Genomic DNA, 18,761 nt, shown 5'->3' with positions numbered 1-18,761 from the left:
TTAGTAACTCCTTAACGAGCGACCCAACCGAGAGTTCGCTGCGCCAGCACGTCGCGTGCCGGAATGAATAGTTCCATCGCCATCAGCCCCGCGTTGCGCCCGGCCACCAGTGGTGCCCAGCGATTCGCGAAAAGATGCACCAGCCCATCGGTCACGCCGATGGTGGCCTCTTTATCTGCCTGACGACGTTTCTGATACTGACAAAGCACGGAATACGCGCCGCAATCTTCGCTGTCCTGCCAGGCCTGCGCCAGCGTCTCGGCCAGGCTCATGACATCGCGCAAACCTAAATTAAATCCTTGCCCGGCAATCGGATGCAGCGTCTGCGCCGCATTCCCGACTAACGCCACGCGATGAGAAACCGACTGCGACGCGGTGGTCAGCGCCAGCGGATACGCCGCGCGTTTTCCGGCGTGGGTGATGCGTCCTAAACGCCAGCCGAAGGCTTTTTGCAGCTCGTCGCAAAAACGCGTATCTGACCAGGCCATGACGTCATCCATCGCGTCTACGGCGTGGCACCAGACCAGCGAACTGCGACCATGAGACATCGGCAACATCGCCAGCGGACCGTGTTCGGTAAAACGTTCAAAGGCGCGGCCCTGATGGGCAACCGCGGTCGAGACGTTGGCAATTACCGCCGCCTGACCGTAAGGCTGCTGCTGCCAGGCGATACCGCACTGGGTCGCCAGCGCGGAACGAGAACCGTCCGCGGCGACCAGCAGTTTGCCCTCCAGCACATCGCCCTTATCCAGCGTCACGCTCACGCCCTCCGCACTGCGGGTGAAACTGGCGACGCGCGCCGGGCAGTGGAGCGTCACGCCGGGCGCGTCCTGCAGTAAGCGGAACAGGCGCTGACCGACGTCGTGCAGTTCGACCACCTGCCCGAGAGCATCAATGTGGTAATCCTGCGCATCGAGGGTGACAAACCCGGCATGGCCGCGATCGCTGACGTGAACGGTGTTAATAGACGTGGCGCACTCAGCAATCGCCTGCCAGATACCCAGCCGCGACAGGTGCTGACAGGTGCCCTGCGCCAGCGCAATCGCGCGGGAGTCAAAGCCTGGATGTTCCGTTGTCTGTGGCGCGACGGCCTCAACCAGATGAACCGGGAGCTGGCCGCGCGTCAGCTGTGAAATCGCCAGGGCGAGCGTCGCGCCCGCCATGCCGCCGCCAACGATTACCACACTCATGCGCGTGCCGCCGCCATCAGGGCTTCAATCTCATCGGCTTTTTTGACGACAGACGCCGTCAGGTTTTCGTTGCCGTTTTCGGTGATCACAATGTCGTCTTCGATACGAATCCCGATCCCGCGATACTCGGCAGGGACATCCGCGTCCGGCGCGATGTACAGGCCCGGCTCGACGGTTAACACCATGCCCGGCTCAAGCGTGCGGGAACGATCTGTGCCATACACGCCGACATCATGCACATCCAGTCCCAGCCAGTGGCTGAGACCGTGCATAAAGAACGCGCGATGGGCGTTGTCGGCAATCAGCTCTTCCACATCGCCCTTCAGCACGCCGAGTTTCACCAGGCCGTTGACCATGATGCGGATCACCGAGCCGGTCACTTCCTGAATGGAGGTGCCCGGGCGGAACAAGGTCAGCGCGGTTTCCAGAGACTCAAGAACGATGTCGTAAACCGCGCGCTGAGCTGGCGTGAATTTGCCGTTCACCGGGAAAGTGCGGGTGATGTCACCGGCGTAACCGCGATACTCACACCCCGCGTCGATCAGCACCAGATCGCCGTCGCGCAGTTCGCTTTCGTTTTCGGTGTAGTGCAGGATGCAGCCGTTTTCGCCGCCGCCGACAATGGTGTTGTAGGACGGGAAGCGCGCGCCGTGGCGGTTGAACTCATGCAGAATTTCGCCTTCGAGCTGATACTCGAACATCCCCGGACGGCATTTTTCCATCGCACGGGTGTGGGCCAGGGCGCTGATTTCGCCCGCGCGGCGCATCACATCCAGCTCTTCCGGCGATTTAAACAGGCGCATTTCATGCACGATCGGACGCCAGTCGGTGATCGACGCAGGCGCGGAGAGATTCTGACGCGAGCCTTTGCGCAGTTTATCCAGCGCGGCATACACCAGCTCATCGGCGTAGGCGTATTCGCCCTGAGCGTGGTAGATCACGTCCAGACCGTTCAGCAGCTGATAGAGCTGTTCGTTGATTTCGCTAAAGGCCAGCGCGCGTTCGACGCCGAGTTTCTCCGGCGCGGCGTCTTGCCCTAAGCGGCGACCAAACCAGATTTCGGCGGTGAGATCGCGAACGCGGTTAAAGAGAACGCTGTGGTTGTGGGTATCATCGCTTTTGATCAGCACCAGCACCGCTTCGGGCTCGTTAAAGCCGGTGAAGTACCAGAAATCGCTGCTCTGGCGATAGGGATATTCGCTGTCATTGCTGCGCGTGGCTTCCGGTGCGGCAAAAATCAGCGCCGCGCTGCCCGGCTGCATGTTGGCTAACAGCGCCTGACGGCGGCGAAGATACTCCTGCTGAGTCATGACACCCTCCTGTGCGTTCTTTTTTTAATGTAAGGTCGGTTTGCGTACTTCCGGTGCGGTCGGCTGTGAGCGCGTAAAGGTGTCGTGGCACAGCAGCGCCGCTACACGAACGTACTCGATAATCTCTTCGACGGACATTTCCAGCTCTTCCTGGTCTTCGTCTTCGTCGTAGCCCAGCTGCGCGATGTTACGCAGATCGTCGATCGCTTCACCCGCTTCGCCGGTGACTTTGTCGAGCTTCGGCTGCGTGACGCCCAGGCCCAGCAGATAGTGGTTTACCCAGCCCGCCAGGGCATCGGCGCGGTCGAAAACACTGACGTCGTCGCCATCAGGCAGATAAAGCTGAAAAAGGAAGCCGTCGTCCTCCAGAGAGTCGCTGGTCGCGGAGTGCATTTTACGCAGCGCTTCCGCCAGCTCGTGACCAAAGGCCAGACCTTCGTTCGTCAGGTCGTGAAGCAGCGGCTGCCATGAGCTGTCGCTGTTTCCGCCGCACAGCATGCCACTGATCAGACCGTGCATTTCAGCAGGGGTCAAACCCACGCCCTGCTGGTTAAGTAACTGGCTTACTTCGTTGTAACCAGGCATTTCGTTCTGTATAGACATGCGCATTCGTCATCGTTGGAGGAATATTCATGATATGCTACCACTTTGGACCCTGGAGATACCAGAAAAGGGCTTGTATCTTCATATCAGGGTAGCTATAGTGTCGCCCCTTCGCAGCCCCCGGGCCGAGTGCGAAGGTCGCGCAGTCAATCAGCAGGAAGGTGGCATGTCTGCACAACCCGTCGATCTCCAGATTTTTGGCCGTTCGCTGCGAGTGAATTGTCCGCCTGAACAAAGGGATGCTTTGAGTCAGGCTGCGGACGACTTGAATCAGCGGTTGCAAGATCTAAAAGAACGCACTAGAGTCACAAATACTGAGCAGCTGGTTTTCATCGCCGCGTTGAACATCAGCTATGAATTAACTCAGGAAAAAGCGAAGACCCGCGATTACGCGGCGAGCATGGAGCAACGCATTAAAATGCTCCAGCAGACCATTGAACAAGCGTTGCTTGATCAGGGTCGCACTCCCGAAAGGCCAGTGCAAAAGTTTGAATAACACTTCGCAGTTGACTATGGTAGAGTGACTGTGAAGACAAAATTTCTCTGAGATGTTCGCAAGCGGGCCAGTCCCCTGAGCCGATATTTCATACCACAAGAATGTGGCGCTCCATGGTCGGTGAGCATGCTCGGTTCGTCCGAGAAGCCTTAAGACTATGACGACACATTCACCTTGAACCAAGGGTTCAAGGGTTACAGCCTGCGGCGGCATCTCGGAGATTCCCCTTCTTTACTACCTTCAAGCATCATGACTCAATTTCCTGAAGTCCCTGCTTCCCGACAAGCTATCCGTCAGTTAATCCGCAAACACCGTCGAGCGCTTTCGCCCGAACAACAAGCTCATTTTGCCCAGCAAGCTGCCGCGCGCATGATGGCGTATCCGCCCGTTGTGATGGCGCATACAGTCGCCCTGTTTCTGTCGTTTGACGGCGAGCTTGATACTCAACCGCTGATCGAACAACTCTGGCGCGCCGGGAAAAGGGTTTATCTGCCGGTGCTGCATCCGTTCAGTCCGGGCAATCTGCTTTTCTTGCACTACCATCCGCAAAGCGAACTGGTGGTGAACCGTTTGAAAATCACCGAACCGAAACTCGACGTGCGCGATGTGCTGCCGTTGCAGAATTTGAATGTGCTGATTACGCCACTGGTGGCTTTCGATGAGAGCGGTCAGCGTCTGGGCATGGGCGGCGGATTTTACGATCGCACGCTGCAAAACTGGCAGCAGTATGGTTTGCAGCCGGTGGGTTATGCCCATGATTGTCAGGGTGTGAAGGCGCTGCCGGTGGAGAAATGGGATGTTCCGCTGCCTGCGGTGGTGACGCCATCGAAATTGTGGGAGTGGTGAAATAACAAAGCCGGGTGGCGGCTACGCCTTACCCGGCCTACAAAACCACGTTGAACCTATTGAACCCGTAGGTCGGGTAAGCGAAAGCGCCACCCGACACAACAAACCGCAGATTAATACAACAGACGCGCGCGAATCGTGCCTGGAATCGCCTTCATGCTCAGCAGCGCTTTCTCCGCCACTTCATCATCTGCTTCGATATCAATCACCACATAGCCCATCTGCGAGTTAGTTTGCAGGTACTGCGCCGCAATGTTGACGCTCTGCTCGGCGAAGATCTGGTTAATCGCGGTCAGCACGCCAGGACGGTTCTCGTGAATGTGCAGCAAACGGCGCCCGCCATGTAATGGCAGAGACACTTCCGGGAAGTTCACCGCCGACAGCGTAGAGCCGTTATCGGAATACTTGCTCAGTTTGCCCGCGACTTCCAGACCGATGTTTTCTTGCGCTTCCTGAGTCGAACCGCCAATGTGCGGCGTCAGGATCACGTTGTCGAATTCACACAGCGGAGAGGTGAACGGATCGGTGTTGGTCGCCGGTTCCGTCGGGAAGACGTCGATAGCCGCGCCCGCCAGATGCTTACTGCGCAGGGCCTCGCACAGGGCAGGAATATCCACCACTGTACCGCGCGCGGCGTTGATCAGCAGAGAACCCGGCTTCATCAGCGCCAGCTCTTCCGCGCCCATCATGTTTTTGGTGGAGGCGTTTTCCGGCACATGCAGGCTCACCACGTCGCTCATGTTGAGCAGATCGGAAAGATGCTGCACCTGAGTTGCATTACCCAGCGGGAGTTTGTTTTCGATATCGTAGAAGAAGACGTTCATCCCGAGAGATTCCGCCAGAATACCGAGCTGCGTACCGATATGGCCGTAGCCGATGATCCCCAGCTTTTTACCACGCGCTTCAAACGAGCCAGAGGCCAGTTTGTTCCACACGCCACGGTGGGCTTTAGCGTTGGCTTCAGGAATGCCGCGCAGCAGGAGCAGCAACTCGCCAATCACTAACTCCGCCACGGAACGGGTGTTGGAGAAAGGAGCGTTAAAGACCGGCACGCCGCGTTTGGCCGCTGCATTCAGATCCACCTGGTTGGTACCGATACAGAAACAGCCAATCGCCACCAGCTTCTCAGCGCAGGCAATAACCTCTTCAGTCAGATGGGTACGGGATCGCAGGCCGATGAAATGGGCATCACGGATGGATTCTTTCAGCTGCTCAGTATCGAGCGCGCCTTTGTGGAATTCGATGTTGGTGTAACCTGCTGCACGAAGGTTATCCAGTGCTTTCTGATGCACCCCTTCGACGAGCAGAAACTTAATCTTGTCTTTTTCCAGTGATACCTTTGCCATTTACCCGACCCTGTTTTGTCTGAACTGATGTTGTGCTGGATTTAAATCCGCTCCAGCCAACATATCAAAAAAAACTATTGCAGCAATATGAACGTTTGCGTCGGCACTCTGAAGAAAAGTCATCCAGAGCGAAATGTCAGAGGAAAATGCTGTGGTTAATCGGGAAAGCGGCAGGATCGTCAGAACAGGCGAAAAAACGTGACACAAGTCACCGAATTTGGCTTTTGAAAAATATTTAGCGGGGGGAGAGCTCCCCCCGTCAGATCATTTTACGATGGTTTTCACGCCATCGGCGGTGCCGATCAGCGCCACGTCCGCGCCACGGTTGGCGAATAACCCTACGGTCACTACGCCTGGAATCGCGTTAATCGCATTTTCCATCGCCACCGCGTCCATGATCTCCAGATTGTGCACATCGAGGATCACGTTACCGTTGTCCGTCACCACGCCCTGACGATATTCCGGACGGCCGCCCAGCTTAACCAGCTGACGAGCAACTGCGCTGCGCGCCATCGGGATCACTTCCACCGGCAGCGGGAAGTTGCCGAGGATATCCACCTGCTTGGAAGCGTCCGCGATGCAGATGAACTTGTCCGCCACGGAGGCGATGATCTTTTCACGGGTCAGCGCCGCGCCGCCGCCTTTGATCATCTGCATGTGGCCGTTGATCTCGTCGGCACCATCCACGTAAATCCCCAGACGATCCACTTCGTTCAGATCGAAGACCGTAATGCCGAGACTTTTCAGCTTTTCCGTGGAAGCATCGGAGCTGGATACCGCGCCCTCGATCTGCCCTTTCATCGTGCCGAGCGCATCAATAAAATGTGCGGCGGTCGAGCCCGTCCCTACGCCAACAATAGTGCCGGGTTGTACATACTGGAGAGCGGCCCATCCTACTGCTTTTTTCAGTTCATCCTGCGTCATGATCGTTCTGCCTGTGGTGTGAAAACTCAGGGCGCATTATAGAACATGCGGGCGGGGAATGTCCCTGTGACCGGTGTCACATTAACGAGCAAAGCTCTGACAGATCCGATGTGGTCGGAATTGGTCTGTCACAAAGGTAAATTTGTGTCATAGTGCAGAATCAGCAAAATTCAGGAGTACTGCCCCGCAATGAAACGTCCGGACTACAGAACACTACAGGCGCTTGATGCCGTCATTCGTGAACGAGGTTTTGAGCGCGCGGCGCAAAAGCTGTGCATCACTCAATCCGCCGTATCACAGCGAATCAAACAGCTTGAGAATATGTTCGGACAACCGCTGCTGGTGCGTACGGTTCCACCACGTCCGACGGAGCAAGGGCAGAAGCTTCTCGCCCTGCTGCGTCAGGTTGAGCTGCTGGAAGAGGAGTGGCTGGGCGATGAACAGACCGGCTCCACGCCGCTGCTGCTGTCGCTGGCGGTCAACGCCGACAGTCTGGCAACCTGGCTGTTGCCTGCCCTCTCCACCGTGCTGGCCGACTCACCGATCCGCCTCAATTTGCAGGTGGAAGATGAAACCCGTACTCAGGAACGTCTGCGTCGCGGCGAAGTGGTCGGGGCCGTCAGTATTCAGCCGCAGGCGCTGCCAAGTTGCCTGGTCGATCAACTCGGCGCGCTGGACTACCTGTTTGTCGGCTCCAGAGAGTTTGCGGATCGCTACTTCCCGAACGGCGTCACCCGCGCCGCGCTGCTGAAAGCGCCCGCCGTGGCGTTCGACCATCTCGACGATATGCACCAGGCGTTTTTACAGCAAAACTTCGACCTGCCGCCAGGCAGCGTGCCCTGTCATATCGTGAACTCGTCGGAAGCCTTCGTGCAGCTGGCGCGTCAGGGAACCACCTGCTGTATGATCCCGCATCTGCAGATTGAGAAAGAGTTGAAGAGCGGTGAGTTGATCGACTTAACGCCAGGGCTGTATCAGCGTCGGATGTTGTACTGGCACCGCTTTGCGCCGGAAAGTCGCATGATGCGCAACGTTACGGATGCACTGCTGGCTTATGGGCATAAGGTGTTGAGGCAGGATTAAAAAAAGCCGGGTTACCCCGGCTTTTTTATTATTGTTGTGCTGGTGCAGCGGCTGGTGCCGTCTGCTGACCCTGTGCAGGTTCAAGCTGGAACACCACATCGACCTGATCGTCGAACTGAATGGTCGGCTGCTCGTAAGTTTCCTGCGCGGAAGCCGGGGCGGCATCCGCCTTCATCATGCGAACCATCGGGCTCGGCTGATAGTTCGAGACGTGGTAACGCACGCTATACACCGGGCCAAGCTTCGATTTGAAGCCAGACGCCAGCTGCTCTGCCTGACGCACAGCGTCATCAATTGCCGCTTTACGCGCTTCGTCTTTGTATTTCTCTGGTTGCGCAACGCCCAGCGACACGGAACGAATTTCGTTCAGCCCCGCTTTCAGCGCGCCATCCAGCAGCGAGTTCAGCTTGTCCAGCTGACGCAAGGTCACTTCAACAGTACGTACCGCGCGGTAGCCTTTCAGAATGCTTTTGCCATTCTGATAGTCGTAATCGGGCTGGGTGCGCAGATTCGCCGAGTTAATGTCTTTTTTCGCGACGCCATTCTGCTCAAGGAAAGAGAGATATTGCGCAACGCGATCGTCAGCCTGTTTCTTGGCGGACGCCGCATCTTTTGCCGCGACGTTCACTTCAATCGCAAGCGTTGCAACATCAGGAACCGCGTCCACGCTTGCGGTACCGGAAGTGACAATGTGCGGTCCATTTGGCAATTCGTTTGCCTGTACCGACACCGCGCCTAAACCTACTAATGCCGCCAGGGCCATCACTTTAAACTTCACTGTTATTCCTCCATGTTGCGAAGTGCCCACTTAAGGGCGCATGCCAGCAAGCTTAGCGCGTCTGTTTCAGTTGTCCATAAGACAACGCTTAGTTGAACAATACCTGCACGTGATTAATCCCCTCTTTCGCCAGTTGGAAGGCGATAACCCACATCACCACGCCGACCAGAATATTAATGATGCGCTGTGCTTTGGCGGTGCGTAAACGCGGAGCAAGCCACGCGGCCAGTATCGCAAGGCCAAAGAACCACAGGAAGGAGGCACTCACCGTCCCCAACGCGAACCAGCGCTTGGGTTCCACATCCAACTGACCGCCCAGGCTGCCCAGTACCACGAAGGTATCCAGATAGACGTGCGGGTTGAGCCAGGTCACCGCCAGCATGGTGGCGATAATCTTCCAGCGCCCCTGCTTCATCACCTCGGCGCTGGCCAGCTCGAGATTACTGCTCATGGCGGTTTTCAGCGCGCCAAAGCCGTACCACAGCAGGAACGCCACGCCGCCCCAGGTCACCAGCGCCAGCAGCCACGGGGATTGCATCAGCAAAGCGCTGCCGCCAAAAATTCCGGCGCAAATCAGCACTAAATCGCTGACGGCACAGAGCATCGCAATCATTAAATGATATTGCCGGCGGATCCCCTGATTCATGACAAACGCATTCTGAGGACCGAGAGGAAGGATCATGGCCGCACCAAGCACAAGGCCTTGAAAATAATAAGATAACATGGAAAATAATCTCACAGGATTGTCGTTACGGCAGACTATACTGCGAGATCGTCATTAGAGGAAATTGATAATTTTAATCCCTAATAAGCGTGGCTAATAATAGCGGATTGGGATTTCGACAAACGTTTTCAGTGAGGATTTAGCGTATGCTGAAGGTACCAGCAACCGTACCAAAGGAATGGATATGAAGCATAACGCGAAGGCTTTACTCTTCTGTGCCGGATGGGTCGTTGCCAGTGTGTGGGCCGCCACCGCCAGCGCGACCACAACGTTGCGCTATACGGATCATGAACCGTACGGAAACATGCGCACCCGGCTCATCAAAGAGACCTTTTTTAGAGCGATTGAGACCGAATCGATCGGACGCCTGAAAATCGAGGCGCACTGGAACGGCGAGCTTTCCACCAGCTATGACGCCCTGAAGACCCTCAGCCGGGGTGATGTCGCAGATATCGGGATTGTGGTTCCCGAATACACGCCGGACCTGCTCCCGCGACACCAGATATTTAAGAGCTTTCCCCTCGGGCCGGCCAGCGGCAATGCCCAGGTGGCGACTTTTCGGCGCATCTTCAGCGAGTATCGCCAGTTCGGGAACGAGCTGGAAAAAAATAACCTCGTGAACTTGCAATTTTTCCTCGGCTATCCGGTCGGTTTTTTCACCACCCAACCCAACGTCAAACTGAATCAGCTAAACGGCAGCAAATGGCGCACCGCCAGCTTTTGGCACCAGTCCTTTTTACGCAACGCGGGTGGCGTGCCGGTGAGTATGCCGTGGAATGACAACATCACCAACGCGCTGGCGGACGGGCAGCTTGACGGCCTGATGGTTAACCTCGACAGCGGATACGATATTCATGCCGAGCGTGCAGCCCCTCATATTCAGCTTTCCCCTTCCCTGTGGCTCGGCCATGTGTATCTGCTGGTGATGAATAAAACGGTCTGGGATGGTCTCGACGTGAAGGATCGCGGTGCCATCAGACGGGCAGCCGCCGCGACGCAAAGACGTCTCGGGGCAGCGCAAGACGCGAATCTGCTTGAGATGGTAAACCGGATGAAAAAAGAGGGCGCATCCATTCACTACCTGACGAACCAGGAGCTGGAAGCCTGGCAAACCGCCACCGGATATCAGCAGGTTCAGGCTGAATGGGTGACTGAGCAGGAAGACAAAGGAATAACGGATGCGGGCCTGCTGATGAAGGGTGTCAGCGCTATTGTTAACGACGTCATAAGATAAAAAAAGCCCGCCGGGATCCCCCTGCGGGCATGGTCTTTCCAGGCGGATTTACTCGCTCGCGCCTTCTTTCACGCGCTTGAAGTTCACGTCCATCTGCGGATACGGGAAGCTAATACCGTTAGCATCAAACTCACGTTTGATGCGCTCCAGCACGTCCCAGTACACGTTCTGCAGGTCGCCGCTTTTGCTCCAGATACGCACCACGAAATTGATCGACGACGCACCCAGTTCGTTCAGGCGCACGGTCATTTCGCGGTCTTTGATGATGCGCTCATCCGACTCAATGATGCGGGTAAGCAGCGCTTTCACCTGATCGATATCAGAATCGTACGCCACGCTGATCAACAGCTCGTTACGACGCACCGGCTCGCGGGAGAAGTTAATGATGTTCCCGGCGATAATTTTCCCGTTTGGTACCACCACGATACGGCCATCAACGGTGCGCAGGGTGGTAGAGAAAATCTGCACCTGCAGTACGGTCCCGGCGATGCCGCCTAAATCGACATACTCACCGGAGCGGAACGGACGGAAGGTTACCAGCAGCACGCCTGCCGCCAGGTTTGAGAGGGAACCCTGCAGGGCCAGACCGATAGCCAGACCGGCAGCACCGAGGACCGCGATGACGGAAGCCGTCTGCACCCCGACGCGCCCCAGCGCAGCAATCAGCGTAAAGGCAATAATGCCGTAGCGCACCAGCGCCGAGAGGAAATCTGCTACCGTGGCGTCAATCTGACGCGCGCGCATCACGCGGTTGATCGCATTGGACACCACGCGTGCCACGATCATCCCGACGATAATAATCGCAATTGCTGCCACGATGTTTACCGCATAACTCAGCAGCAGCGCCTGGTTGCGCACCAGCCAGGTGCCCGCATTGTTAATGCCATCGACTACACCGAGATCATCCATTTATTCTTCCTTTTCTAATCCAGACAAAAAAAATCCATCTCACTTGGGAGACAGGCAGGTTAGTAAAGGGTAAACAAAAAGCGCGGATTATGCCAAACAGATCACAAATTTCGCCGATGCAGCCCGTTGAAAAGGCATAAAAAAAGGCCCGCAGTGCGGGCCTCTTTAACACTTTTCAGCAACTCAAATTACAGAACGTCAACCGCGTTCAGCTCTTTGAATGCCTGCTCCAGACGGGTGATCATAGAGGTCTGGGCAGAACGCAGCCATACGCGCGGATCGTAGTATTTCTTGTTCGGCTGGTCTTCGCCTTTCGGGTTGCCCAGCTGGCCTTGCAGGTAAGCTTCGTTGGTTTTGTAGTACTGCAGGATGCCGTCCCAGGTTGCCCATTGGGTATCGGTATCGATGTTCATTTTGACTACACCGTAGCTTACGGAATCTTTGATTTCCTGAGCAGAAGAACCGGAACCGCCGTGGAAGACGAAGTTCAGGCTATTGTGCGGCAGGTTGTGTTTCTTAGAAACGTATTCCTGAGAATCGCGCAGGATAGTCGGGGTCAGAACCACGTTACCTGGCTTGTAAACGCCGTGTACGTTACCGAAAGATGCCGCGATGGTGAAACGTGGGCTGATTTTGCTCAGCTCGGTGTACGCGTAATCAACGTCTTCTGGCTGAGTGTACAGTGCAGAAGCGTCCATGTGGCTATTGTCCACGCCGTCTTCTTCACCGCCGGTGCAACCCAGTTCGATTTCCAGGGTCATGTCCATTTTGGACATACGCGCCAGGTATTTGGAGCAGATTTCGATGTTTTCGTGCAGTGACTCTTCAGACAGGTCGATCATGTGAGAAGAGAACAGTGGCTTACCGGTCGCTGCGAAGTGTTTTTCACCCGCGTCCAGCAGACCGTCGATCCACGGCAGCAGTTTCTTCGCGCAGTGGTCAGTGTGCAGGATAACTGGAACACCGTAGTGCTCAGCCATCTGGTGTACGTGGTGCGCACCAGAGATAGCGCCCAGGATCGCTGCGCCCTGAGGAACGTCAGTTTTCACGCCTTTACCGGCGATGAATGCTGCGCCACCGTTAGAGAACTGTACGATAACCGGCGCTTTCACTTTTGCAGCGGTTTCCAGTACGGCGTTAATGGAGTCGGTACCCACGCAGTTAACTGCCGGCAGAGCAAAGTTGTTTTCTTTAGCTACCTGGAACACTTTCTGAACGTCATCACCAGTGATCACGCCAGGTTTTACGAAATCAAAAATTTTAGACATGTTACGTAGTCCTGTATCTTCGGCCGTTAGAAAAGGTGCGAGCTCTAAAAAGCACGCTGAAATTTGGGCAGGTTTCCCTGCCCATGAATGGCTTACTTCTTAGCGCGCTCTTCGAGCATTGCTACTGCTGGCAGAACTTTGCCTTCCACGAATTCGAGGAATGCGCCGCCACCAGTGGAGATGTAGGAGATTTTGTCGGAAATACCGAACAGGTCGATAGCCGCCAGAGTATCGCCGCCGCCTGCGATGGAGAACGCTTCGCTGTCTGCGATTGCGTTAGCCACGATTTCAGTCCCTTTACGGAAGTTAGGGAATTCGAACACGCCAACCGGGCCATTCCACAGAATGGTTTTCGCGTTTTTCAGGATGTCAGCCAGTTTCTGTGCAGACACGTCACCCAGGTCCAGGATCTGTTCTTCATCTTTGATGTCGTTAACAGATTTCAGGGTCGCGGTCGCGGTTTCAGAGAACTCGGTTGCCACGCGAACGTCCGTTGGGACCGGGATATCGCAGGTGGTCAGCAGACGTTTTGCTTCGTCAACCAGGTCCGCTTCGTACAGGGATTTACCGACGTTGTGGCCTTGAGCGGCAACGAAGGTGTTCGCGATACCACCGCCAACGATCAGCTGGTCAGCGATTTTAGACAGGGAATCCAGAACGGTCAGTTTGGTAGACACTTTAGAACCACCAACGATAGCGACCATTGGACGTGCTGGTTCTTTCAGTGCTTTACCCAGTGCTTCCAGTTCGTCAGCCAGCAGTGGACCTGCGCAAGCGACGTCTGCGAATTTACCGATACCATGGGTAGAAGCCTGCGCACGGTGAGCGGTACCGAATGCATCCATCACGAATACGTCGCACAGAGCAGCGTATTTCTTAGACAGCGCTTCGTCGTCTTTCTTCTCGCCTTTGTTGAAGCGAACGTTTTCCAGAACAACCAGTTCACCTGCAGCCACTTCTACGCCGTCCAGGTAATCTTTCACCAGACGTACCGGGTTAGACAGTTTGTCTTTCAGGTAGTTAACAACTGGCAGCAGAGAGAATTCTTCGTTGTACTCGCCTTCGGTCGGACGACCCAGGTGAGAGGTTACCATCACTTTCGCACCCTGTTTCAGTGCCAGTTCGATGGTTGGCAGAGAAGCACGAATACGCGCATCGCTGGTCACTTTGCCATCTTTAACAGGTACGTTCAGATCGGCACGGATGAAAACGCGTTTACCTGCCAGATCCAGATCGGTCATCTTAATTACAGACATGGTGAATCCTCTCGTTGATTCTTAAAGTTTTGCATGCGCACTTTGCGCCCTACCTGAAACCTTGTGCGGCCATGGCTAACGTGGTGTCGAGCATCCTGTTAGCAAAGCCCCATTCATTATCGCACCACACCAGCGTTTTGATGAGGTGAGCACCGCTGACCCGCGTCTGTGTGCCATCAACAATGGCACTGTGCGGATCGTGGTTAAAATCTACTGAGACCAACGGTAATTCCGTATAGTCAACTATACCATGAAATGCTCCCTGTGCTGCTTTTTGCAGCAACAGGTTGACTTCATTAGCTTTTACCGGTTTCTTCACGGTAACACTGAGGTCAATCGCGGTGACATTTATGGTCGGCACGCGAACCGCAATGGCTTCAAAACGATCGTTAAACTGGGGGAAAATACGGGTGATCCCCGCCGCCAGTTTCGTATCCACCGGAATGATGGACTGACTCGCCGCACGTGTGCGACGAAGGTCCGGGTGATACGCGTCGATTACCTGCTGGTCGTGCATGGCGGAGTGGATCGTGGTGACTGTACCCGACTCAATGCCATACGCGTCGTCCAACAGTTTGATGACCGGAATAATGCAGTTTGTGGTGCAGGAGGCATTGGAGACAATACGGTGTTCGGCTTGCAGCTCGAGATGGTTCACGCCGTAGACGACGGTTGCGTCGAGATCGTGACCACCGGGATGGGAAAACAGCACTTTCTTCGCGCCTGCTGCCAGATGCGCCTCGCCGTGTTCGCGATTGCCGTACACGCCGGTGCAGTCCAGCACCACATCCACACCCAACTCACGCCACGGCAGCGCTTCAATGCTGCGCTCATGCAGGACGCGAATCACATCATCGCCGACGAACAGTTGCTCTCTTTCCTGGCGAACGTCCCAGGCAAAGCGCCCATGGCTGGTATCGTATTTCAACAAATGCGCCATACCCGCCGCGTCTGCCAGTTCATTGACAGCCACTACGGTGATTTCCGCCCGACGCCCGGATTCATATAAAGCACGAACCACGTTACGTCCGATGCGACCAAAGCCATTAATCGCTACGCGTACGGTCATAGGTCTCCTGCAAGGCTATCCCTGAATTGAAGTGGCTGAAAGAGTAATCCAGCTACGCTCAGAGGGGAATCCTTGCCTGTCACAAACTGCGACTGATTGGTCAATTGTCGAACATTTAATCGACTGAAACGCTTCAGCAAGAATAAGCGAAACGGGGAATAAAAGGAACGTTCACCCCGAGAGATTCGCCATTTATCTGACTTGCGTCACATTTCTTCGCCCATTTACGCTGGAATTATTCCACTCAGGCGAAAACATATTCGCCCTCTGCCGTCATCTGCAACGTCAGATCCGCCGGACGACTATGGCAAAGAACACGTTCGACGTTTGGACCGTCTGTGCGCAGGTAAAATGCCTCGGCATCTTCCTGAGATAAACCCCCTGCCCGCTTGCGCTGGACCAGACGTTCGCGCAGGGCAGCAGCAGGCGCGCTGATAAACAGGGATAAATCACAGAACTCACCCAAAGCGCGCCACTTATCCTCATCCAGCAGCAGCCAGTTGCCTTCCACAATCACCACGGGGGCCGTCACCCTGATGGCCGACTCCACCGGGTCGTGTTTTTGCCGACTGTACTGGGGCCAGTCGCCGTCCCCGTCGCGGATCTGGCGCAAATTTGCCGCCAGCTTATCGACGTCAAAGGTCTCGGGAGCACCTTTAAAGGGCCGCAGGTTGTGCGCATCCAGCCAGGCGTTGTAGTGGTGAAAACCATCCATAGGGAGCGTCTGGATTTCCGGTAAATCCGGATCCTGACGGGAGAGGGTTTCCCAGAACGTGGTCAGGGTCGACTTCCCCGTTCCCGGCGGTGCGCTCAGGAAAACAAGGGTTCGACGATGAGGGGTTAAAGCGTGGCGCTTCGCAATCTGTTGCAGCAGCGGGATATGAACGTTTTGAATCTCATGGTCTGAATAATACGCATCAATCTGCAATCCATTCACCATCAGGCCGATTTTCACGGGGTTAATTCCTTTATTATCGTCGTTATCGCCAGCGTTAATGCCGTCTTCACCATGGCGGTAAATCGAACTTCAGACCAGGCGGCAAAGTCAGCAAATTTCATTGCGTTGAGCGCATTGAATAACGTTGCGTTGCGGGTGATGGTGTTAACGTTGCTGATAAAATCCCAGGTAATATCATCCGCAAAACCCGGGATCTCATCCTGCTCTCTGAGATACTGATAAAACTGGGAAAAATGGGTGATATCCGCATACAGCCATTTATCCATTTTCCCCAGCGCGTAAATCAGACGCAAAGCAACATCAATATCATCCAGCGGCCCGCTTTGGGCGAGTAACGGCTTCACTGCATATTCGAGGATTTCTTCATCATTATTCACGAACAGCGACGGCAGGAAGTGCTTTATACTTCGCAGCAAAATGTCATTTGCCGTCGTCATAAACGAAAGTAAATTATCCTGAGCGTCCAGTTGCTCAAGCACATCATCTTCTGTCAGCGTCGTCATTCGTTTCTCGATAAATCACCATGAATGCAGAGAGTCTATTATATTACACGTTCGATCTGCGCCACCGATCAGTAAAGTTTGCGTGCGCACGCCGTTCGTGACCTGTTGGATACCGCTGACGAGATCGCCCCCTGTCACGCCGGTGGCCGAGAAGATGACGTCCTCCCCTTTCACCAGTTCGCCAAGGGAATAGACGCGGTTGATCTCAACGCCCATCGCCTTACAGCGGGTGCGTTCCTCCTCCGCCACCCGACGGTTTTCCGCCGACTCGCCTTTCGCCTGACAAAAATCGATCAGCTCCGCCTGCATATCCCCACCTAATGCTTTGACGGCGCAGGCTGAGATCACCCCTTCCGGCGCGCCGCCGACGGTGTACATGACGTCATACTGATTGTCCTGCAGACAGGTCAGCACGCTGGCGGCCACGTCGCCATCCGGCAGAGCAAAGACTTTCACGCCAAGCCGTGTCGCCTCATTAATCGCCTCGCGCGATCGCGGCTTATCCAGCGTCACCATGCGCAGACGGTCCAGAGGCTTACCCAGCGCCAGCGCGACGTTATGCAGGTTGTCCGCCAGCGGGAGGGCAAGATTAATCGCCCCCTTCGCCTGCCGGTTAACCACCAGCTTTTTCATGTACATATCGGGGGCGTGAAGCAAACTGCCCTGAGGAGCAAAGGCCATGACGGCCAGGGCGTTGCTCTGCCCCATCGCCACCATGCGCGTGCCTTCGATCGGGTCCACGGCGATATCCACGTGAGGCCCGGCCCCCAGCCCGACCTCTTCACCAATCCACAGCATCGGCGCGCGGTCGATTTCGCCTTCGCCGATGACAATGCGCCCGCGAATAGACATTTGATTGAGCGCCTGGCGCATCGCGGAAACGGCGAGCCCGTCGATTTTGTTTTTATCGCCGCACCCGATTTGCGGCCAGGCCGCCAGCGCGGCCTGTTCCGTGGTACGAAACAGCGGCCATGCAAGTGACATCATGCCACCGCCTCCCCGGTATCTACGCCGAAGTGAGCCAGCAGATATTTCTCGGCCTGCTCGTTCCAGATGCCGTGCGTCTCGGCGACCAGCAGCGCGAGCTGTTTAAACAGCGGATCGGTTTTCCCTTTTTCGGCAAAATCAGCAATCGCCGTGAGGGGCATGGTGACGCCGTTGTAGATGAGCTTCTTGCCGCCGGGAATGTTGGGCAGGTTCAGCACCGTTTCTGGCACCGCATCCAACCCGCCGATGTGGGTGACCATGAACGAAGGCTGCAGTTTTCCGCAGGCACTGAGCGCAATCGCCTCTTTCATGTCGTCCGTGGAGCCGCCAGAGGTGCCGACAACGTGGGTGCTGTTGTAGTGCACGTTGTAGAAGTTAAAGGGCACCTTGAAATTTTTATCCGTCGGTCCGGCGAAAAAGTTCAGGCAGCCATCTTCCGCCAGCAGCTCATCGGCCATCTCCACCACCGCCGGAACCGCGGCGTAGACAAAGACGTCGTCGAAACCGGCATCATCCGTGAGGGCGCGCAGCTCGGCTGTCGGGTCCTTCATCTTTGCGGTGTTCACATAGATAAGCTCAATCCCCCTGGCTGCCGCCAGCTCAACGGGCAACAGTTTGCTCGCCTGCGCCAGTCGGGCTTCATCAATATCCACCACGACGATGCGCGAAGGCTGGATCCCGCCGTTGATGGCGTAATCAATCGCGCCAATGCCCATCGGCCCGGCGCACGCCAGCAGCGCCAGATTTCCGCCGGGCTTTATTCCCATGCGATGTTCATACACATACTGGGTGGTGTGATAATTGGCGTTGTATGCGCCAATTATGCAGCACGTCGGTTCTGCCAGCGACGCGGCGGCAAAATAAGAACCGTGATAGGGCAAAACACAGCCCATATTAACGGCCACTTCCGGAATAATCATATAAGTCGCATTGCCGCCAAAATATTCATAGCTGTAGCCGGCGGAATAACCTGTCGGTAATCCCATGGCTGGCTGCAATACAAATCGCTGCCCTTTTTTATATTGTCCCGTGAGGTTTTTTCCCACTTCAACAATCACACCCGCACATTCATGCCCGGTTATCACCGGATGGTTTTCTAAATCATCCGGCACGCGTTTGTGTTCGCTGCCTAATAATGCTGCTTTCCAGGTGGACAGGCAGACGCTGTCGGAAATCACACTCACCAGTAATTCATTATCGGTTATTGCGGGCAATTCGAATTCACGCAGACGTACATCGCCCTTGCCGTATATTGCAGCAACTTTCGTTTTCATAGT

General features: G+C 55.5%; 19 protein-coding genes and 1 other RNA gene. 5 read left to right on the top strand and 15 right to left on the bottom strand.

The annotated features are described in order from the left end of the window. Window positions 1-11: 11 nt before the first annotated feature. Genes ubiH through AC3WS9_RS04180 form a run of 3 tightly spaced genes read right to left on the bottom strand, consistent with a single transcriptional unit; the run spans window position 12 to window position 3,103 of the window. The gene (ubiH, locus tag AC3WS9_RS04190) at window positions 12-1,190 is read right to left on the bottom strand and encodes a 2-octaprenyl-6-methoxyphenyl hydroxylase (protein WP_492486885.1); all 1,179 of its coding nucleotides are present in this window, start codon (window positions 1,188-1,190) and stop codon (window positions 12-14) included. Then, window positions 1,187-2,500, bottom strand: a complete 1,314-nt coding sequence (gene pepP / locus AC3WS9_RS04185) for a Xaa-Pro aminopeptidase (protein ID WP_492486883.1) — start codon at window positions 2,498-2,500, stop codon at window positions 1,187-1,189. The genes ubiH and pepP overlap by 4 nt, the downstream gene beginning before the upstream one ends. Before the next feature lie 24 nt (window positions 2,501-2,524). Continuing rightward, window positions 2,525-3,103, bottom strand: a complete 579-nt coding sequence (locus tag AC3WS9_RS04180) for a YecA/YgfB family protein (protein WP_123428885.1) — start codon at window positions 3,101-3,103, stop codon at window positions 2,525-2,527. 166 nt (window positions 3,104-3,269) lie between these two features. Between AC3WS9_RS04180 and zapA the strand changes: the two genes are divergently transcribed. From zapA to AC3WS9_RS04165, 3 genes are all read left to right on the top strand, one after another. After that, window positions 3,270-3,599, top strand: a complete 330-nt coding sequence (gene zapA / locus AC3WS9_RS04175) for a cell division protein ZapA (RefSeq protein ID WP_282494419.1) — start codon at window positions 3,270-3,272, stop codon at window positions 3,597-3,599. A 41-nt stretch (window positions 3,600-3,640) separates the two neighbouring features. Beyond that, window positions 3,641-3,824, top strand: a non-coding RNA gene (ssrS, locus tag AC3WS9_RS04170) — 6S RNA. Window positions 3,825-3,848: 24 nt separating this feature from the next. After that, window positions 3,849-4,445: a 5-formyltetrahydrofolate cyclo-ligase gene (locus tag AC3WS9_RS04165; RefSeq protein ID WP_492486880.1), complete on the top strand. Its 597-nt coding sequence runs from the start codon at window positions 3,849-3,851 to the stop codon at window positions 4,443-4,445. A 113-nt stretch (window positions 4,446-4,558) separates the two neighbouring features. Here the strand turns inward: AC3WS9_RS04165 and serA are convergent, their stop codons facing one another. Together serA and rpiA are read right to left on the bottom strand one after the other, a co-directional pair. Beyond that, window positions 4,559-5,791, bottom strand: a complete 1,233-nt coding sequence (serA, locus tag AC3WS9_RS04160) for a phosphoglycerate dehydrogenase (protein ID WP_285143801.1) — start codon at window positions 5,789-5,791, stop codon at window positions 4,559-4,561. A 264-nt stretch (window positions 5,792-6,055) separates the two neighbouring features. Next, window positions 6,056-6,715: a ribose-5-phosphate isomerase RpiA gene (gene rpiA / locus AC3WS9_RS04155; protein ID WP_285150937.1), complete on the bottom strand. Its 660-nt coding sequence runs from the start codon at window positions 6,713-6,715 to the stop codon at window positions 6,056-6,058. Between the two features lie 189 nt (window positions 6,716-6,904). On the opposite strand from rpiA, the gene argP reads away from it, so the two are divergent. Further along, window positions 6,905-7,798: a DNA-binding transcriptional regulator ArgP gene (gene argP / locus AC3WS9_RS04150; RefSeq protein ID WP_282494415.1), complete on the top strand. Its 894-nt coding sequence runs from the start codon at window positions 6,905-6,907 to the stop codon at window positions 7,796-7,798. Between the two features lie 28 nt (window positions 7,799-7,826). Here argP and AC3WS9_RS04145 read toward each other — a convergent pair whose 3' ends face one another. Then, the gene (locus AC3WS9_RS04145) at window positions 7,827-8,576 is read right to left on the bottom strand and encodes an oxidative stress defense protein (RefSeq protein ID WP_324722950.1); all 750 of its coding nucleotides are present in this window, start codon (window positions 8,574-8,576) and stop codon (window positions 7,827-7,829) included. An 88-nt stretch (window positions 8,577-8,664) separates the two neighbouring features. Beyond that, entirely contained in the window at window positions 8,665-9,300 is a 636-nt protein-coding gene (argO, locus tag AC3WS9_RS04140) for an arginine exporter ArgO (protein WP_285150938.1), read from the bottom strand. Between the two features lie 184 nt (window positions 9,301-9,484). Here argO and dctP point away from each other — a divergent pair, with 184 nt between their 5' ends. After that, entirely contained in the window at window positions 9,485-10,534 is a 1,050-nt protein-coding gene (gene dctP, locus AC3WS9_RS04135) for a TRAP transporter substrate-binding protein DctP (RefSeq protein WP_492486877.1), read from the top strand. A gap of 48 nt (window positions 10,535-10,582) precedes the next feature. On the opposite strand, the gene AC3WS9_RS04130 is transcribed toward dctP, so the two are convergent. The 8 genes from AC3WS9_RS04130 to AC3WS9_RS04095 all read right to left on the bottom strand — a co-directional run bounded on the left by AC3WS9_RS04130 (window position 10,583) and on the right by AC3WS9_RS04095 (window position 18,758). Beyond that, window positions 10,583-11,443, bottom strand: coding sequence for a small-conductance mechanosensitive channel MscS (locus AC3WS9_RS04130; RefSeq protein WP_282494411.1), 861 nt, complete (start codon window positions 11,441-11,443; stop codon window positions 10,583-10,585). 188 nt (window positions 11,444-11,631) lie between these two features. Next, window positions 11,632-12,711 (bottom strand): class II fructose-bisphosphate aldolase, encoded by a 1,080-nt coding sequence (gene fbaA / locus AC3WS9_RS04125; RefSeq protein WP_095283281.1) that lies wholly within the window; start codon window positions 12,709-12,711, stop codon window positions 11,632-11,634. 92 nt (window positions 12,712-12,803) lie between these two features. Then, a complete protein-coding gene (gene pgk, locus AC3WS9_RS04120; RefSeq protein ID WP_282494410.1) occupies window positions 12,804-13,967 on the bottom strand; it encodes a phosphoglycerate kinase in 1,164 nt (387 codons plus the stop codon). Between the two features lie 49 nt (window positions 13,968-14,016). Then, the gene (gene epd / locus AC3WS9_RS04115) at window positions 14,017-15,036 is read right to left on the bottom strand and encodes an erythrose-4-phosphate dehydrogenase (RefSeq protein ID WP_285143807.1); all 1,020 of its coding nucleotides are present in this window, start codon (window positions 15,034-15,036) and stop codon (window positions 14,017-14,019) included. Between the two features lie 244 nt (window positions 15,037-15,280). Further along, window positions 15,281-15,991 carry a nucleoside/nucleotide kinase family protein gene (locus AC3WS9_RS04110; protein WP_492486873.1) on the bottom strand — a complete coding sequence of 237 codons (711 nt, stop codon included), beginning with the start codon at window positions 15,989-15,991 and terminating at the stop codon, window positions 15,281-15,283. After that, window positions 15,988-16,497, bottom strand: coding sequence for an MltR family transcriptional regulator (locus AC3WS9_RS04105; RefSeq protein WP_285153973.1), 510 nt, complete (start codon window positions 16,495-16,497; stop codon window positions 15,988-15,990). Before AC3WS9_RS04105 ends, AC3WS9_RS04110 begins: the two co-directional genes overlap by 4 nt. A gap of 15 nt (window positions 16,498-16,512) precedes the next feature. Then, window positions 16,513-17,484, bottom strand: coding sequence for a class II fructose-bisphosphatase (gene glpX / locus AC3WS9_RS04100; RefSeq protein WP_492486871.1), 972 nt, complete (start codon window positions 17,482-17,484; stop codon window positions 16,513-16,515). Then, on the bottom strand, window positions 17,481-18,758 hold the full coding sequence (locus AC3WS9_RS04095; RefSeq protein ID WP_492486869.1) for a zinc-binding dehydrogenase: 1,278 nt from the start codon (window positions 18,756-18,758) through the stop codon (window positions 17,481-17,483). The genes glpX and AC3WS9_RS04095 overlap by 4 nt, the downstream gene beginning before the upstream one ends. Between the last annotated feature and the right edge of the window lie 3 nt (window positions 18,759-18,761).

Source organism: Lelliottia sp. EB106-05-01-XG201 (assembly GCF_058791735.1).
Note: the sequence above shows the minus strand (reverse complement) of the source record. Positions and strands in the feature narration are given on the sequence as shown.

Excerpts from the sequence above, each read along its gene's own strand:
- ubiH (WP_492486885.1), bottom strand. The coding sequence starts at position 1,190 with ATGAGTGTGGTAATCGTTGGCGGCGGCATGGCGGGCGCGACGCTCGCC.
- pepP (WP_492486883.1), bottom strand. The coding sequence starts at position 2,500 with ATGACTCAGCAGGAGTATCTTCGCCGCCGTCAGGCGCTGTTAGCCAAC.
- AC3WS9_RS04180 (WP_123428885.1), bottom strand. The coding sequence starts at position 3,103 with ATGTCTATACAGAACGAAATGCCTGGTTACAACGAAGTAAGCCAGTTA.
- zapA (WP_282494419.1), top strand. The coding sequence starts at position 3,270 with ATGTCTGCACAACCCGTCGATCTCCAGATTTTTGGCCGTTCGCTGCGA.
- AC3WS9_RS04165 (WP_492486880.1), top strand. The coding sequence starts at position 3,849 with ATGACTCAATTTCCTGAAGTCCCTGCTTCCCGACAAGCTATCCGTCAG.
- serA (WP_285143801.1), bottom strand. The coding sequence starts at position 5,791 with ATGGCAAAGGTATCACTGGAAAAAGACAAGATTAAGTTTCTGCTCGTC.
- rpiA (WP_285150937.1), bottom strand. The coding sequence starts at position 6,715 with ATGACGCAGGATGAACTGAAAAAAGCAGTAGGATGGGCCGCTCTCCAG.
- argP (WP_282494415.1), top strand. The coding sequence starts at position 6,905 with ATGAAACGTCCGGACTACAGAACACTACAGGCGCTTGATGCCGTCATT.
- argO (WP_285150938.1), bottom strand. The coding sequence starts at position 9,300 with ATGTTATCTTATTATTTTCAAGGCCTTGTGCTTGGTGCGGCCATGATC.
- dctP (WP_492486877.1), top strand. The coding sequence starts at position 9,485 with ATGAAGCATAACGCGAAGGCTTTACTCTTCTGTGCCGGATGGGTCGTT.
- AC3WS9_RS04130 (WP_282494411.1), bottom strand. The coding sequence starts at position 11,443 with ATGGATGATCTCGGTGTAGTCGATGGCATTAACAATGCGGGCACCTGG.
- fbaA (WP_095283281.1), bottom strand. The coding sequence starts at position 12,711 with ATGTCTAAAATTTTTGATTTCGTAAAACCTGGCGTGATCACTGGTGAT.
- pgk (WP_282494410.1), bottom strand. The coding sequence starts at position 13,967 with ATGTCTGTAATTAAGATGACCGATCTGGATCTGGCAGGTAAACGCGTT.
- epd (WP_285143807.1), bottom strand. The coding sequence starts at position 15,036 with ATGACCGTACGCGTAGCGATTAATGGCTTTGGTCGCATCGGACGTAAC.
- AC3WS9_RS04105 (WP_285153973.1), bottom strand. The coding sequence starts at position 16,497 with ATGACGACGCTGACAGAAGATGATGTGCTTGAGCAACTGGACGCTCAG.
- glpX (WP_492486871.1), bottom strand. The coding sequence starts at position 17,484 with ATGATGTCACTTGCATGGCCGCTGTTTCGTACCACGGAACAGGCCGCG.
- AC3WS9_RS04095 (WP_492486869.1), bottom strand. The coding sequence starts at position 18,758 with ATGAAAACGAAAGTTGCTGCAATATACGGCAAGGGCGATGTACGTCTG.